At 62.1% G+C, this 14331-nt stretch carries 12 protein-coding genes; 2 read left to right on the top strand and 10 right to left on the bottom strand.

The features are described 5' to 3' along the window. Window positions 1–124: 124 nt before the first annotated feature. The 4 genes from ACM6JM_RS00715 to ACM6JM_RS00700 all read right to left on the bottom strand — a co-directional run bounded on the left by ACM6JM_RS00715 (window position 125) and on the right by ACM6JM_RS00700 (window position 4366). Window positions 125–1096: a FecR domain-containing protein gene (locus tag ACM6JM_RS00715; RefSeq protein ID WP_414881155.1), complete on the bottom strand. Its 972-nt coding sequence runs from the start codon at window positions 1094–1096 to the stop codon at window positions 125–127. Continuing rightward, entirely contained in the window at window positions 1093–1611 is a 519-nt protein-coding gene (locus ACM6JM_RS00710; RefSeq protein WP_039768032.1) for an RNA polymerase sigma factor, read from the bottom strand. Before ACM6JM_RS00710 ends, ACM6JM_RS00715 begins: the two co-directional genes overlap by 4 nt. 110 nt (window positions 1612–1721) lie before the next feature. Next, complete coding sequence (locus tag ACM6JM_RS00705; protein WP_039768033.1) at window positions 1722–2429, bottom strand: PolC-type DNA polymerase III; 708 nt, start codon at window positions 2427–2429, stop codon at window positions 1722–1724. Beyond that, on the bottom strand, window positions 2426–4366 hold the full coding sequence (locus ACM6JM_RS00700; protein ID WP_074692160.1) for a putative nucleotidyltransferase substrate binding domain-containing protein: 1941 nt from the start codon (window positions 4364–4366) through the stop codon (window positions 2426–2428). The genes ACM6JM_RS00705 and ACM6JM_RS00700 overlap by 4 nt, the downstream gene beginning before the upstream one ends. A 253-nt stretch (window positions 4367–4619) precedes the next feature. Between ACM6JM_RS00700 and ACM6JM_RS00695 the strand changes: the two genes are divergently transcribed. Beyond that, window positions 4620–5066, top strand: coding sequence for a response regulator (locus tag ACM6JM_RS00695; RefSeq protein ID WP_074692163.1), 447 nt, complete (start codon window positions 4620–4622; stop codon window positions 5064–5066). A gap of 262 nt (window positions 5067–5328) precedes the next feature. On the opposite strand, the gene ACM6JM_RS00690 is transcribed toward ACM6JM_RS00695, so the two are convergent. Continuing rightward, window positions 5329–7506: a malate synthase G gene (locus tag ACM6JM_RS00690; protein WP_074692165.1), complete on the bottom strand. Its 2178-nt coding sequence runs from the start codon at window positions 7504–7506 to the stop codon at window positions 5329–5331. A 454-nt stretch (window positions 7507–7960) separates the two neighbouring features. Here ACM6JM_RS00690 and ACM6JM_RS00685 point away from each other — a divergent pair, with 454 nt between their 5' ends. Continuing rightward, window positions 7961–8479, top strand: coding sequence for a glycine cleavage system protein R (locus ACM6JM_RS00685; protein WP_007959830.1), 519 nt, complete (start codon window positions 7961–7963; stop codon window positions 8477–8479). Between the two features lie 223 nt (window positions 8480–8702). Here ACM6JM_RS00685 and rarD read toward each other — a convergent pair whose 3' ends face one another. The 5 genes from rarD to ACM6JM_RS00660 form a co-directional block, all read right to left on the bottom strand. After that, window positions 8703–9590, bottom strand: coding sequence for an EamA family transporter RarD (rarD, locus tag ACM6JM_RS00680; protein ID WP_414881154.1), 888 nt, complete (start codon window positions 9588–9590; stop codon window positions 8703–8705). Window positions 9591–9656: 66 nt separating this feature from the next. Beyond that, entirely contained in the window at window positions 9657–10631 is a 975-nt protein-coding gene (locus tag ACM6JM_RS00675) for a serine/threonine protein kinase (RefSeq protein WP_011336248.1), read from the bottom strand. 116 nt (window positions 10632–10747) lie between these two features. Further along, window positions 10748–12649 (bottom strand): PhoX family protein, encoded by a 1902-nt coding sequence (locus tag ACM6JM_RS00670; RefSeq protein ID WP_414881153.1) that lies wholly within the window; start codon window positions 12647–12649, stop codon window positions 10748–10750. Between the two features lie 68 nt (window positions 12650–12717). Continuing rightward, complete coding sequence (locus ACM6JM_RS00665; protein WP_414881152.1) at window positions 12718–13482, bottom strand: TOBE domain-containing protein; 765 nt, start codon at window positions 13480–13482, stop codon at window positions 12718–12720. 58 nt (window positions 13483–13540) lie between these two features. Then, window positions 13541–14278: a ComF family protein gene (locus ACM6JM_RS00660; protein WP_414881151.1), complete on the bottom strand. Its 738-nt coding sequence runs from the start codon at window positions 14276–14278 to the stop codon at window positions 13541–13543. Between the last annotated feature and the right edge of the window lie 53 nt (window positions 14279–14331).

Genomic DNA, 14331 nt, shown 5'->3' with positions numbered 1-14331 from the left:
CGAAAAGTGATAGGGCTGGATGAAAATAATTTCGATTAACGAACGACATCGCTGCGCAAGTCAGCAGAAAGTCCGTTTTCAGGGGGGTGGCAGGCGGCCTGTCGTGGGCAGGCAGTGCTGAATGTCAGGGCTTCGGATCCGCCTTGGCCACGGTCACCCACCAGGGCGTGTGCTGCTCGATCTGCACCGGCAGGGTCGGCAACAGGGCGTTCAGCGCCTTGTCGGTGTCGTGCAGCGGGAAACTGCCGGTGATGCGCAGGTCGGCGACTTCCGGCGCAATGCCCAGATGGCCGCGACGATAGCGGCCAAGTTCATGCACCAGGTCTTCCAGGCGCGCGTTGTCCACCACCAGCATGCCGCGGGTCCAGGCATCGGCGCCGGGGTTGAGCACCACCACCGAATCCAGACCGTTGTGGCGGATCAGCACTTGCTGGCCTTCGCGCAGGATCTGTTCCTGCGGATCGGATTGCGGATGCGCCGCCACCGCCGACTGCAGAACGCTCAGGCGCGTGCCGGCGTCTTCGCGCTTGACCAGAAACCGCGTGCCCAGGGCGCGCATGCTGCCTTCGGCGGTTTCGACGATGAACGGCCGCGCATCGCCGTGGCCGGTTTCGACGAGGATTTCGCCTTCCTGCAGGACGATCAGCCGTTGCTTCTCATCGAAGCGGACATCCACCGCGCTGTGAGTATTGAGGTTGAGCACGGTGCCGTCGGCCAGACGCACGGTGCGCTGTTCGCCGGTGGCGGTGCGTTGATCGGCGAGCCAGTAATCCAGCGGCAGATAACGTTCGCCGGCAAACAACGCCAGACCGACCACCGCCACGACACTGGCCAGCCCGCTGCCCAGCTTGCGCACCCGGCGGCGGATGCCTTCGCGCGATTGCAGCAACGCGCTGCGTGCCGGGCCCTTGGCCACGCTGAAACGCTGGTCGAGCATGCCCAACTGGCGCCAGGCGCGAGCGTGTTCTTCGTTGGCGGCGTGCCATTTGGCGAATTCTTCGCGCTCCAGTGGCGTGCTGGAATCGAGGGTCAATTGCCAGGCAATCGCCGCATCCAGCACATGGGCCGGGACCGGTCGGGAACTGGCCGGGCTCATGTCGGCTCACCGTACAGTGCGATGTAGCACTGGCGGATGCCCTGGGCCAGGTACTGGCGTACGCGCGGGACCGACACGCCGAGTTTGTCGGCGATCTCGGCGTGGGTCAGGCCATCGAGGCGGTTATAGAGGAAAGCGGCGCGGGCCTTGGTCGACAGCTTGCCGAGCATGCGGTCGATGGCCTTGAGGTCTTCGAGGATCAGTTGCTGTTCTTCGACCGAGGGTTGTTCGCCCTCGGGGATCAGCATCAGTTCGGTCAGATACGCCTGTTCCAGCGCGGCCCGACGGAAGTAGTCGAACAACAAGCCTTTGGCGATCGCCACCAGAAACGCCCGGGGTTCGCGTGGCGTCAGCAATTCGTCGCGGCCGAGCAGGCGGACGAAGGTGTCCTGGCTCAGGTCTTCGGCGCGTTGCGGGCAGGCCACGTTGCGCCGCAGCCAGGCCAGCAGCCAGCCACGGTGGTCGCGATACAACGCACCGACGAGCTCACTGTGAGGGCTTTGGGCTGAAGACACGACGACACCGACTGGGAAGTGTTAACTAACGAGAATTGTTCGCGATTGTGGCAGAGGTGGGAATGGTTAGCAATTGGCCACCGGTCGGGTTGTCGGGCGACAACCCGAATTCAGAACGAATGCGTCTGCTGTCGGCGCTTCCACTGACTCAGGCGTTGCTGCAGATTCAGCGGACTGTGGATCTGCTGCTGGCGTGCCCGGCTGAACAGGATCAGCGCCAGTTCCGCGGTAGCCAGAGCATCGGCGCTCGCATGGTGACGTTCGAACACTTCAAGCTTGAACCAGTCGATCCACTCGTCCAGCCCCGCCTCGCGAATGTGTGCCTGCGGGCAAACCAGTGGGGCGATCTGCGCCACATCGAGGAACACCGTCTGCAACTTGTGCCCCAGATGTTCTTTCAGCGCGCGGCCGAGCATGTGCTGGTCGAACGAGGCGTGAAACGCCAGCACCGGACTGTCGCCGATAAACTCCAGCAGCTCGACCAGGGCTTCGGTGGGCTCGCTGCCGGCGGCAATCGCGCTCGGTGCCAGACCGTGAATCAACACGCTCGGGCCGAGTTTCAGCTCGCGGCATTGCAGGGTGCGTTCGAATTGCTGGCTGAAGTCGATCGCACCGTCCTCGATCACCACCGCGCCGATCGACAGCACCCGATCCTTGTTCAGGTTCAGCCCGGTGGTTTCCAGATCCAGCACCACCCAGCGTTGTTCGCGCAGACTGCACTCGCGCAGCTCGCCGATGGCCGGCAGTGTCGTCAGGCGCTGTTGCAGGTCGTCCGGCACAACGGGGCTGGCCGGACGCAGCCACGAAAACAGGCTCATAGCTGATACCGCAGGGTCAGGCTGCTTTGCAGGCGCTGGGCCTGGCGCAGGGATTCACGCAGGATGCGCCGGTCCAGATGATTGAGGCTGTCGGGATCGACTCGGTTCGAGTACGGCTGGTTTTCCCGGGTCTGCAGTTGATGCTGCTGCATGCGCGTCTGCTGGATGAAGTGGTAGGCCTCTTCGTACGCGGCGCCATCCAGCCGGTCGATGACTTCTTTATCCACCAGTTGGCGAAAGCGTTCGAGGGTGTTGTTGGCGTCGATGCCATGGGCCAGTGCGAGCAAACGTGCGCCGTCGACAAAGGGTGTCAGGCCCTGGATTTTCAGGTCCAGCGTGGCTTTCTCGCCGTTCTTGCGGGTCAGCACGAACTCACGGAATCGCCCAACCGGCGGACGGTTGCGCAAGGCGTTCTCGGCCATCATCCGCTGGAACAGACGATTGTCGCCGACCTGATCGAGAATCCCCCGGCGCAATTGCTCGCAACCCTGTTCATCACCCCAGACCACGCGCAGGTCGAAATAAATGCTGGAGCCCAACAGGTTCTCCGGCGTCGCCTCGCGAATGAACGCGGCAAAGCGACGGGCCCATTCGGCGCGGGACAGGCACAGCTGAGGATTGCCGGCCATGACGTTGCCCTTGCACAGGGTGAAACCGCATTGCGCCAGGCTGGTATTGATCTGCTGGGCGATGGGCAGCAGCTTGCCGCGAATCTCCGCCGCATGGGCCGCATCCCGCGCGTCGAACAGAATGCCGTTGTCCTGATCGGTGTGCAGCGTCTGCTCGCGCCGGCCTTCGCTGCCGAAGCACAGCCAGCTGAACGGCACGCCGGGATCGCCTTTTTCGGCAAGGGTCAGTTCGATTACCCGGCACACGGTGTGATCGTTGAGCAGGGTGATGATGTGGGTGATCTGGGTCGACGAGGCACCGTGAGCCAGCATGCGCTCCACCAGTTGGCCGATCTCGCCGCGCAGGGTCACCAGTTGTTCGACCCGCTGGGCGCTGCGAATGGTCCGCGCCAGGTGTACCAGATCGACCCGTTGCAGCGAGAACAGATCCCGCTCGGAAACCACGCCGCACAGGCGTCGATCCTTGACCAGACACACGTGGGCGATGTGCCGTTCTGTCATGGCAATCGCCGCGTCGAAGGCGCTGTGATCCGGCGAAAGATAGAACGGCGAGTGCGTCATGTGGCGTTCGATCGGCTCGCTGAAATCGCCAGCCCCTTCAGCCACGACATGCCGCAGGTCGCGCAGGGTGAAAATCCCCAGCGGTGCCTTGTGCTCGTCCACCGCGACGATGCTGCCGACCTGTTGTTCGTGCATCAACTTCACCGCTTCGCGCAGTGGGGTGGAGGGGTTGCAGGTCACCGGATGGCGCATGGCCAATTCGCCGAGACGGGTGTTCAGCGAGTACTGGGTGCCGAGGGTTTCCACGGCTTTCTGCTGGACTTGCTGATTGACCTGATCCAGTAGGCTGCTGACTCCGCGCAGGGCGAAGTCGCGGAAGGTGTTGGAGAGGGCGAACAGCTTGATGAACGCCAGTTTGTTCAGTTGCAGGCAGAAGGTGTCTTCGCCGGCCAGGTGTTCGGTGCGAGTCGCCCGTTCGCCGAGCAGCGCGGCGAGGGGAAAACACTCGCCGGTTGTGATTTCAAATGTGGTTTCGGTGCCGCCCTTGGCCGTGTGCGGCCGCTCGCCGACCACCCGGCCCTGCTTGACGATGTAGAAGTGTTCGACCGGCCCGTCGGCGGGTTTGATGATGCTTTCGCCCTGACCGTAGAAGCGCAGCTGGCATTGCTCCACCAGGTAGGCCAGGTGGGCGTGTTCCATTTGATTGAAAGGGGGGAAGCGCTGGAGGAATTGCAAAGTGCCCTGAATGTTCTGCAACACCGCGGTTTTCCCTGCCTGGGTGAAGGCGTCCGCTTTACTCATAACCATTACCGCAGTCTTTTTCGAATTGTTGTTGTCGGATCGTTGCAGCCATGGTCGACCCCATCGCGCGGGGTGCCCATTGGACGTAAGTCTAGGTTGGGCATGCCGTTGGGGAATTTTCGGATATGCCCTACAAAATCAGTCGGAAATTCTTCGGTTCGCCCCTTGGAAAAAAATCCGACGAAGTGCACATTGAAGCTCTGCCCAGCGATGTCTGACCACTGTGCCAGGGGATCGAATTGAAAACGTAGAGAACGCCATGTCCGACCACGATATTTTGAGCGACGCCGAGCGCGAAGCGCTCAGCGCTGTAATGCTCGAACCCGATCTGCCACCGCAGCGCGTATTGATCGTCGATGACGACAGGGACGCCCGGGAACTGTTGTCGGAGATTCTCGGGTTGGACGGTATTCGTTGCATGACCGCGGCCAGCGGTGAGTCTGCGCTGAAGATGCTCGAGGAAAGGCCCTCCATCGGCCTGGTGATCACCGATCTGCGGATGGGCAATGTCGATGGCCTGGACCTGATTCGTCAGGTGCGTGAATCGGTACGGGCGGCGATGCCGATCATCATTGTTTCGGGCGATGCCGACGTGAAGGACGCGATTGCGGCTATGCATCTGAGCGTGGTGGATTTCCTGCTCAAACCGATCGATACCGCCAAATTGCTCGGTCTCGTCAGACATGAGCTGGGCATTGAGCCTTAAGCCAAAGCCCCCTCACCCTAACCCTCTCCCGGAGGGAGAGAGGACTGACCGAGGTGAATGTTCGAGATACACCGACCTGAAATATTGAGTCGAACTCAGGTTCTGAAAAGTCCCCTATCTGCTCCCTTTCCCCCTCTACCCCTTGGGGAGAGGGTTGGGGTGAGGGGTCGATCCAAAGCCCTTCACCAATCTCAAATTCACGAGCACAAAAAAAGCCCTGATCAAAAGATCAGGGCTTTTTCATGTCCGGCATCCGCGCAGGTTACAGGCCGTTGGCAGCCTTGAACTCGCGACGACGACGGTGCAGGACCGGCTCGGTGTAGCCGTTCGGCTGTTTGGTGCCCTCGATCACCAGTTCGACTGCCGCCTGGAAGGCGATGTTGCTGTCGAAGTTCGGGGCCAGCGGACGGTACAGCGGGTCGTTGGCGTTCTGACGGTCCACCACCGGCGCCATGCGCTTGAGGCTTTCCATCACTTGCGCTTCGGTGACCACGCCGTGACGCAGCCAGTTGGCGATGTGCTGGCTGGAGATACGCAGCGTTGCACGGTCTTCCATCAGGCCGACGTCGTTGATGTCCGGCACTTTCGAGCAACCCACGCCCTGATCGATCCAGCGCACCACGTAACCGAGAATGCCCTGGGCGTTGTTGTCCAGTTCGTTCTTGATCTGCTCCGGGGTCCAGTTCGGGTTGACCGCCAGCGGGATGGTCAGGATGTCATCGACCGAAGCGCGCGCGCGTTTGGCCAGCTCGGCCTGACGGGCGAACACGTCGACCTTGTGGTAGTGCAGCGCGTGCAGCGCAGCGGCGGTCGGCGACGGAACCCAGGCAGTGTTGGCGCCGGCCAGCGGGTGAGCGATTTTCTGTTCGAGCATCGCCGCCATCAGGTCGGGCATCGCCCACATGCCTTTACCGATTTGCGCACGACCTTGCAGGCCAGTGCTCAGACCGATATCGACGTTCCAGTTTTCGTAGGCGCCGATCCACTTCTCGGCCTTCATGTCAGCCTTGCGAACCACCGGGCCGGCTTCCATGGAGGTGTGGATTTCGTCGCCGGTGCGGTCGAGGAAACCGGTGTTGATGAACACCACGCGCTCGCTGGCCGCCTGGATGCAGGCCTTGAGGTTGACCGTGGTGCGGCGTTCCTCGTCCATGATCCCGACTTTCAGGGTGTTGCGTTTGAGGCCCAGCACGTCTTCGATGCGACCGAACAGCTCGTTGGTGAACGCCGCTTCTTCCGGGCCGTGCATCTTCGGTTTGACGATGTAGACGGAACCGGTGCGGGTGTTCTTGCGCGAAGTGTTGCCGTTCAGGTTGTGCATCGCCGCGAGGCAAGTCACCAGACCGTCGAGGATGCCTTCCGGCACTTCGTTGCCGTGCTTGTCGAGGATCGCGTCGATGGTCATCAGGTGACCAACGTTACGCACGAACAACAGCGAGCGGCCGTGCAGGGTCAGTTCGCTGCCGTCGACCTTGGTGTAGGTGCGATCCGGGTTCATGGTGCGGGTGAAGGTCTGGCCGCCCTTGGACACGGATTCCGCCAGGTCGCCCTTCATCAGGCCGAGCCAGTTGCGGTAGATCACAACCTTGTCGTCGGCATCGACGGCAGCCACGGAGTCTTCGCAGTCCATGATGGTGGTCAGGGCCGCTTCCATCAGGATGTCTTTGACGCCGGCGGCATCGGTCTGGCCGACCGGGGTACTGGCGTCGATCTGGATTTCGAAGTGCAGGCCGTTGTTCTTCAGCAGGATCGCGATCGGCGCATTGGCGTCGCCCTGGAAACCGATCAGCTGTGCGTCGTTGCGCAGGCCGCTGGTGCTGCCGCCCTTGAGGGTGACGACCAGTTTGCCGTCAGCGATCTTGTAGCCGGTGGAATCGACGTGGGAGCCGGTCGCCAGTGGCGCGGCTTCGTCGAGGAACGCACGGGCGAAGGCGATGACTTTGTCGCCACGCACCTTGTTGTAGCCTTTGCCTTTTTCCGCGCCGCCGGCTTCGCTGATGGCATCGGTGCCATACAGCGCGTCGTACAGCGAACCCCAGCGGGCGTTCGAGGCGTTGAGGGCGAAGCGGGCGTTCATCACCGGCACCACGAGTTGCGGGCCGGCGGTACGGGCGATTTCGTCATCGACGTTTTGCGTCGTTGCCTGGAAATCAGCCGCTTCTGGCAGCAGATAACCGATCTCTTGCAGGAAGGCTTTATAGGCCACGGCGTCGTGCGGCTGACCGGCACGGCTCTGGTGCCAGCCATCGATACGAGCCTGGAAGTCATCGCGTTTGGCGAGTAGGGCTTTGTTCTTCGGCGCCAGGTCGTGAATGACCTTGTCGGCACCTTCCCAGAATTTGTCGGCGGTGAGGCCGGTACCGGGAATGGCTTCGTTGTTCACGAAGTCGAACAGGACTTTGGCGACCTGCAGGCCACCGACTTGAACGTGTTCAGTCATTGCTTGCCTCACTCTGCTCAGCTATTTCGCTTTTCAGCTCGTCAATTTAACAATGAAGCCTCTGGCCATTTAAACCACAAACCCTTCGACCAGTACATGCCATCGCTGGCGGCTGGGTTGGGACCAATCAACGGCTTGGGGGCCTTGCTGACGGGGCTTTCAGGGTTGCGAACATGCCTTGGGCAGACATCGATCCAGCGTTATGTAGTGCGCGCTGCGGCATACTACATGATGAGTTGCGGTTGTGAAAATCAGACTAATTACGTCGTTCTGCGACCCCATGACGCATTGCGGTCACGGCGCGGAACGGGATGTTCTCAAAAAACCAATGGATTGTTCCAGTTAAATATAAAAAGTTGTACACGATTTGTGACTTCGAGCGTCTGAGGCGTCTGTGGAACGCTTGCCTATACTTGCTCTTCTATAACAAAAGTCATGACAAGAGGGCTGCGCCATGGATCACCTCGTACTCACCGTCTTCGCACCGGACAAGCCCGGGCAGGTCGAGCGCATCGCCCAATGCATCGCCGAACACGGCGGCAACTGGCTGGAAAGCCGCATGTCACGGATGGCCGGGCAGTTCGCCGGGATCCTGCGGGTCGGCGTGCCGGCGGAGGCTTACGACGAATTAGTCGATGCCTTACAAGCTTTGTCGGCTCAGGGGATTCGCGTGCTGGTGGCGGAAAGCGGTATCGAACAGGCCTGCACCTGGAAACCGATCGCCATGGAACTGGTGGGCAATGATCGTCCCGGTATCGTGCGCGACATTACTCGGTTGCTGAGCGAGCAGGGCGTCAACCTCGAACGGCTGGTGACCGAAGTGCGCCCGGCGCCGATGAGCAGCGAACCGCTGTTCCACGCCGAGGCGATCCTGGCAGTGCCGCTGACCCTGTCGCTGGACGTGCTGCAATCGCGCCTGGAAACCCTGGCCGATGACTTGATGGTGGAACTGGTGTTGCGCACTGATCCATGAGAGCGGAATGGGTTATCCAGTTTTAGCGTGCACCTGCCTGTGGATAACCTGTAGAGACTGAGCGCCAGGCTACGTCCGCTGTGGCTTGGCGAAGATTGATCAAAAAACCGCCAGCATTCAGTGACTTGCGCACAAACGGCGGGGATCACGCTGTGGATAACCTTGGGAAGGAACGATACAGGCCACGAGAACCGTGGCCTGTGGAGGTTTGTGCGTTTTTTGATCAGCTGCGTCGGCGCAAGCTCAGCCACGCATCGACGCTGTACACCGCCAGACCGGCCCAGATAAACATGAAGGCGATCAGCGTGCTGGACGATAAGTGCTCGCCGAACAGCAGCACGGCTTGCAGCAGTACCAACGTCGGCGCCAGGTATTGCAGGAAACCGAGGGTGGTGTAGGGCAGATGCCGTGCCGCCGCGTTGAAGCACACCAGCGGCACCAGCGTCACCGGGCCGGCCGCCACCAGCCACCAGGCTTCGGAGGTGGTCCAGAACTCGGCCTGGGCGCTGGTGGCGGTCGGATTGAACAGCAGCCACGCGAGGGCGATCGGCACCAGCATCCAGGTTTCCACCACCAGCCCCGGCAACGCCTTGACCGGCGCCTGCTTGCGGATCAGCCCGTAGAAACCGAAGGTCAGCGCCAGCACCAGCGATACCCACGGCAGACTGCCGACCTGCCACACCTGCTGCGCAACACCGACCGCCGCCAGACCAACCGCCAGCCACTGCATGCGCCGCAAGCGTTCGCCGAGGATCAGCATGCCCAGCAGCACGTTCACCAGTGGGTTGATGTAGTAACCGAGGCTCGCCTCCAGCATCCGGCCGTTGTTCACCGACCAGACGTAGGTCAGCCAGTTGGCCGCGATCAAGGTGCCGCTGAGCGCAAGAATCGCCAGGCGTTTCGGGTTGTCGCGCAGTTCCTGCCACCAGCCGGGATGCTTCCACACCAGCAACAGCAGCGCGCCGAACAGCGCCGACCACAGCACCCGGTGAATGATGATTTCCACCGCCGGCACTTCGGCGATGGCTTTGAAGTAGAGCGGGAACAGTCCCCAGATGATGTAGGCGCTCAGGCCCAGAATGTACCCGCGACGCGGGTTGGCGGCTTGCATGCAGAATCCTTGCTTAGGCAGCTAACAAAGCAGCGATTGTACGGGCAGTTGTATAGACGTGTCGTGTCAGAAAAGCTTCAGCGGCTCTTCGTTCAGCGCCGCCAACTGCTCGCGCAACGCAAGCACCTGATCGCCCCAATACCGCTCGCTGCCGAACCATGGAAAGCTGCGGGGGAACGCCGGATCGTCCCAGCGCCGGGCCAGCCAGGCGCTGTAATGCATCAGGCGCAGGGCGCGCAGCGGTTCGATCAGCGCCAGTTCGCGCGGGTCGAAGTCATGGAATTCGTTGTAGCCGTCCATCAACTCCGACAGCTGCCCGAGACAATCCTGACGATCGCCGGCGAGCATCATCCAGATGTCCTGCACCGCCGGGCCCATGCGGCAGTCGTCGAGGTCGACGATGTGGAACATCTCGTCGCGGCACATCATGTTGCCGGGGTGGCAGTCGCCATGCATGCGGATGTTCTGGTGCGGCGTGTTGGCGTAGACATCTTCCACACGCTTGAGCAGGTCGCGGGCGACGGACTCGTAGGCCGGCAGCAGGCTCCTGGGAATGAAGTTGCCTTCCAGCAGGGTGGTCAGCGAGTCATGGCCGAAGTTCTTCACCGCCAGCGCTTCGCGGTGCTCGAACGGTTTGGTGCCGCCGACCGCGTGCATGCGCCCGAGCAACTGGCCGAGGCGATACAACTGATCGAGATTGCCCGGCTCCGGCGCCCGGCCACCACGACGGGGAAACAGGGTGAAACGAAAACCGGCGTGTTCGTGCAGGGTTTCGCCGTTGTGGATCAGTGGCGCCACCACCGGGATCTCGACGTCGGCCAGTTCGAAGGTGAACTGGTGCTCTTCCAGGATCGCTTCGTTGGTCCAGCGCTGCGGGCGATAGAACTTGGCGATCAGCGGTTCCGAGTCTTCGATGCCGACCTGATAGACGCGGTTTTCATAACTGTTGAGCGCCAGAATGCGCGCGTCGCTCAGGAAGCCGATGCTTTCAACGGCATCGAGCACGAGGTCTGGGGTGAGGGTTTCAAACGGGTGGGCCATGCTGACTCCTGCGCGCAGCAGGCTGCCGCGTCCGGCTCAGCATGGTAGCGCAGACGGGCTGTCTTGAGTGGGATCGTTCCCGTGCAGTGCACGGGAACGATCAGAGCTTCGCCCGATCAGGCGCCAACGATCCCGCCATCCTCACGGGTAATCGCCATCACCGATGACCGCGGCTTGCCGTTCGGCAGGTGCTCGGGGAAGGTCGAACCGCCGTTCTCGCCCGGGTGCTGAATCCCGACGAACAGGGTTTTCTGATCCGGCGAGAAGCTGATCCCGGTGACTTCACAGCCGATCGGCCCGACCATGAACCGGCGAATTTCCCCGGTTGCAGGATCGGCGCAGAGCATCTGGTTGTTGCCCATCCCGGCGAAATCACCGGCGTTGCTCGAGTCGCCGTCGGTGAGAATCCACAACCGTCCGGCCTTGTCGAAACCGAGGCCATCGGGGCTGTTGAACATGTTCTGCGGGGTGATATTCGACGAACCGCCCTTCGGTGTACCGGCATGGACGCCCGGGTTGCCGGCCACCACGAACAGGTCCCAGGCGAAAGTTTTCGCCGCGTGATCGTCGCGGTCGGTGCGCCAGCGCAGGATCTGCCCGTAGACGTTCTTCTCGCGCGGGTTCGGTCCGCCCACCGGTTGGCCGTCTTCGCCGCGCTTGGCGTTGTTGGTCAGGGTGCAATAGACCTGACCGTCTTTCGGGCTGACCACGATCCACTCCGGACGGTCCATGCGCGTGGCGCCAACCACGCTGGCGGCGAGTCGCGCATGAATCAGCACTTCGGCCTGATCGGCGAAACCGCTGCTGGCGTCGATGCCGTTCTTGCCGTGGGTCAGTTCGATCCACTGGCCCTGGCCTTTCGGGTGATCCGGATTGCCGTCGCCGGCATCGAACTTGGCCACGTACAGCGTGCCGTGGTCGAGGATGTCGCGGTTGGCTTTGGCGTTGCGGTGGTTGATCTTGTCGCGGCTGACGAATTTGTAGATGAACTCGCCGCGTTCGTCGTCGCCCATGTACACCACAGCGCGACCGTCATCGGTCTCGGCCAGTGCGGCGTTTTCATGCTTGAAGCGGCCCAGCGCGGTGCGTTTGACCGGGGTCGATTGCGGGTCGAACGGGTCGATCTCCACGACCCAGCCGTGGCGGTTGAGTTCGTTGGGGTTCTTCGCCATGTCGAAGCGCGGATCGAACGGATGCCAGTTGATCTCGCGGCTGGCGGCCGACACGCCGTAGCGTTTCTGCGCCGGGTCGAACTGTTGCTGGGCGTTGCTGCTGCCGAAACAGTCGGTGAAGTTCTCTTCGCAGGTCAGATAAGTGCCCCACGGCGTCTTGCCGTTGGCGCAGTTCTGGAAGGTGCCGAGGACTTTCTTGCCGTGCTTGTCGGCGCTGGTTTTCATCAGCTCGTGGCCGGCGGCCGGGCCGCTGATACGCAGCGGCGAGTTACCGTGGATGCGCCGGTTGTAGCGCGAGCCCTGGACGAACTGCCACTGGCCGTTCTTGCGCTGCACCTCAATCACCGACACGCCTTCGCAGGCCAGGGCCTTGCGCACGTCTTCGGCCGATTGCGGCATGCCGCCGTGCGGATAGAGATAGCGGTAGTTGGTGTATTCGTTGTTGATCGCCATCAACGCACGGTTTTTCTCGCCCGGGAATTCGAACAGGCTCATGCCGTCGTTGTTGTCGCCGAACTGCACTTCCTGTGCGGCCGCGGTGCCATTGCCGCTCGGGTCGAAGGCCGGGCCGTTCTTGTGCAGTGGTTGACCCCAGCTGATCAGCACCGACGACTTGTAGCCCTTGGGCAGGCTGATGGTGTCGGTGGTGGCCGCCGGAATGCTGTCGAAGCCGAGCAGACGGCTGTTGCCGGCGCTGACACTGGCGGCCAGCACGCTGCGGCTCAGCAGGTTGCCGCCGAGGAACATCGCCGCGCCGCACAGCGCGCCGGCGCTGATGAAACCGCGACGGCTCAGGCCGACCATTTTTTCCAGGTCTGTGGATTGGTTTTCTTCTAATAGGCTCACATCAGGCTCCCTGCATGGTTTTGGCTGCCACCTTAATGCGGGTCGATGACGCTTTCGTTGCAGTGCGCTCAGAGCGGTGTTCCGAGCAGCACATTGGACGGGGAAAACTGCACCTGCACCGGTTGCTCGACCTTCAGACCACGGCTGCGCAAGTCCAGCGGTTCGGCCAGCGCGCACAGGGTCTGGCCGTTGGGCAGGGCGATGCGCACTTCGCTCGGGCCGTCCTCGGCGTCGAGAATCGCCTCGATCCGGCCGCTCAAAAGGTTGTGGCCGACGGCAGGCGTGGCATCTGGCGCGAGCAATTCGAGCCAGCCGGCCTTGATCAGCGCCACCACTTCGGTGCCCGGTTGCAGTTCCAGATGGACGGTGCTGTCGTGGGTGATCTGCGCGTCGATCGACAGGCCTTCAGCCAGTTCGAGGCGGATCAGGTCGTTGCGGCCCTGACCTTCGATCAGCACGACTTTGCCGTGCAGCTGGTTGCGTGCGCTGGTCCTGAGCATCAGCCGACCGAGCAGGTCCAGATCGCTGGCATCCTCGGCCGCCTCCAGTACCTGAGCCTGCAAGGCTTGCAGCTTTTGATAGAGGCGCAGCACTCGCTCGCCCTCGCTCGACAGTTTGGCTCCGCCACCGCCCTTGCCGCCTATCGCTCGCTCAACCAGCGGTTTCTGCGCGAGGTTGTTCAGCTCATCGATGGCATCCCACGCCGCCTTGTAACTCAGGCCGGCGCTCTTCGCGGCACGGGTGATCGAACCCTGTTCGGCGATGTGTTGCAGCAAGGCGATGCGCTGCGGACGGCGGACGATGTGCTGGGACAACAGACTGGGCAGGGACATGGCGGACGCTTTGTACTGAAGGGTTGAGTGAGGACGTTGGCGACTCGTAGCGTATCCGTCAAGCCGCGTCGCCGGGTTTTGGCGTGCGGGCCAGGCAGTACACATCCACCCGCGCGGCACCGGCGTCCATCAGCAACCGGGCCAGCGCCTGGGCGGTGGCACCGGTGGTCAGCACGTCGTCGACCAGGGCCAGGTGCCGGCCTTTCACCTGGGCATCGGGACTGAGGGCGAAGGCGTTTCGCAGATTGCGTTTACGCGCTTTGGCGTTGAGGGCCTGCTGGGCGTCAGTATCCTGCACGCGCAAAAGACAGTGTTCCTCGCAAGGCAGGTCGAGTGACTTGCCCAGCCACCGCGCCAGCATCGCCGCTTGATTGAAACCGCGCTGGCGCAAGCGTTTCGGCGCAAGCGGCACCGGTAGCAGGGCGTCCGGGCGAGGCAGGTCTTCTTCGAAGCGATGTTGCAGAAACTCGCCGAGAACGTCGGCGAGCAAGTGGCCAAGCGGCCATTTGGCGTTGTGCTTGAAACGGGTGATCAGCGTGTCCACCGGAAAGCCATAAATCCAGGGCACGGCCACCTGTTCGAAGGCCGGTGGATCCTGCAGGCAGCCACCACAGGTCAGGCCGGCGGCGAGGGGCAGGGCGCAGGTCAGGCATTGATCGCCCAACCACGGCAGATCGGTTTCGCAAGCGGTGCAGATCGGGATTTGCGCGTCTGCCGGTTCGTCGCACAATAAGCAGTTATGTTTGTTTTTTAACCAGATGTAAACCGGCCTTTCGTAGTGTGGTTGACAGCGCATGACTCTTCCTTAAATATGCCGAACATCCGTGTCGTGCCTGTGGGTATTCCGTT

Origin of the sequence: Pseudomonas sp. IT-P2 (assembly GCF_949767575.1) — a bacterium.
GTDB classification, from domain to species: domain Bacteria; phylum Pseudomonadota; class Gammaproteobacteria; order Pseudomonadales; family Pseudomonadaceae; genus Aquipseudomonas; species Aquipseudomonas pharyngis.
Note: the sequence above shows the minus strand (reverse complement) of the source record. Positions and strands in the feature narration are given on the sequence as shown.

Bases quoted from the DNA above. Each gene is read 5' to 3' on its own strand.
- ACM6JM_RS00715 (WP_414881155.1), bottom strand. From the start codon at position 1,096: ATGAGCCCGGCCAGTTCCCGACCGGTCCCGGCCCATGTGCTGGATGCG.
- ACM6JM_RS00705 (WP_039768033.1), bottom strand. From the start codon at position 2,429: ATGAGCCTGTTTTCGTGGCTGCGTCCGGCCAGCCCCGTTGTGCCGGAC.
- ACM6JM_RS00700 (WP_074692160.1), bottom strand. From the start codon at position 4,366: ATGGTTATGAGTAAAGCGGACGCCTTCACCCAGGCAGGGAAAACCGCG.
- ACM6JM_RS00695 (WP_074692163.1), top strand. From the start codon at position 4,620: ATGTCCGACCACGATATTTTGAGCGACGCCGAGCGCGAAGCGCTCAGC.
- ACM6JM_RS00690 (WP_074692165.1), bottom strand. From the start codon at position 7,506: ATGACTGAACACGTTCAAGTCGGTGGCCTGCAGGTCGCCAAAGTCCTG.
- ACM6JM_RS00685 (WP_007959830.1), top strand. From the start codon at position 7,961: ATGGATCACCTCGTACTCACCGTCTTCGCACCGGACAAGCCCGGGCAG.
- rarD (WP_414881154.1), bottom strand. From the start codon at position 9,590: ATGCAAGCCGCCAACCCGCGTCGCGGGTACATTCTGGGCCTGAGCGCC.
- ACM6JM_RS00675 (WP_011336248.1), bottom strand. From the start codon at position 10,631: ATGGCCCACCCGTTTGAAACCCTCACCCCAGACCTCGTGCTCGATGCC.
- ACM6JM_RS00665 (WP_414881152.1), bottom strand. From the start codon at position 13,482: ATGTCCCTGCCCAGTCTGTTGTCCCAGCACATCGTCCGCCGTCCGCAG.
- ACM6JM_RS00660 (WP_414881151.1), bottom strand. From the start codon at position 14,278: ATGCGCTGTCAACCACACTACGAAAGGCCGGTTTACATCTGGTTAAAA.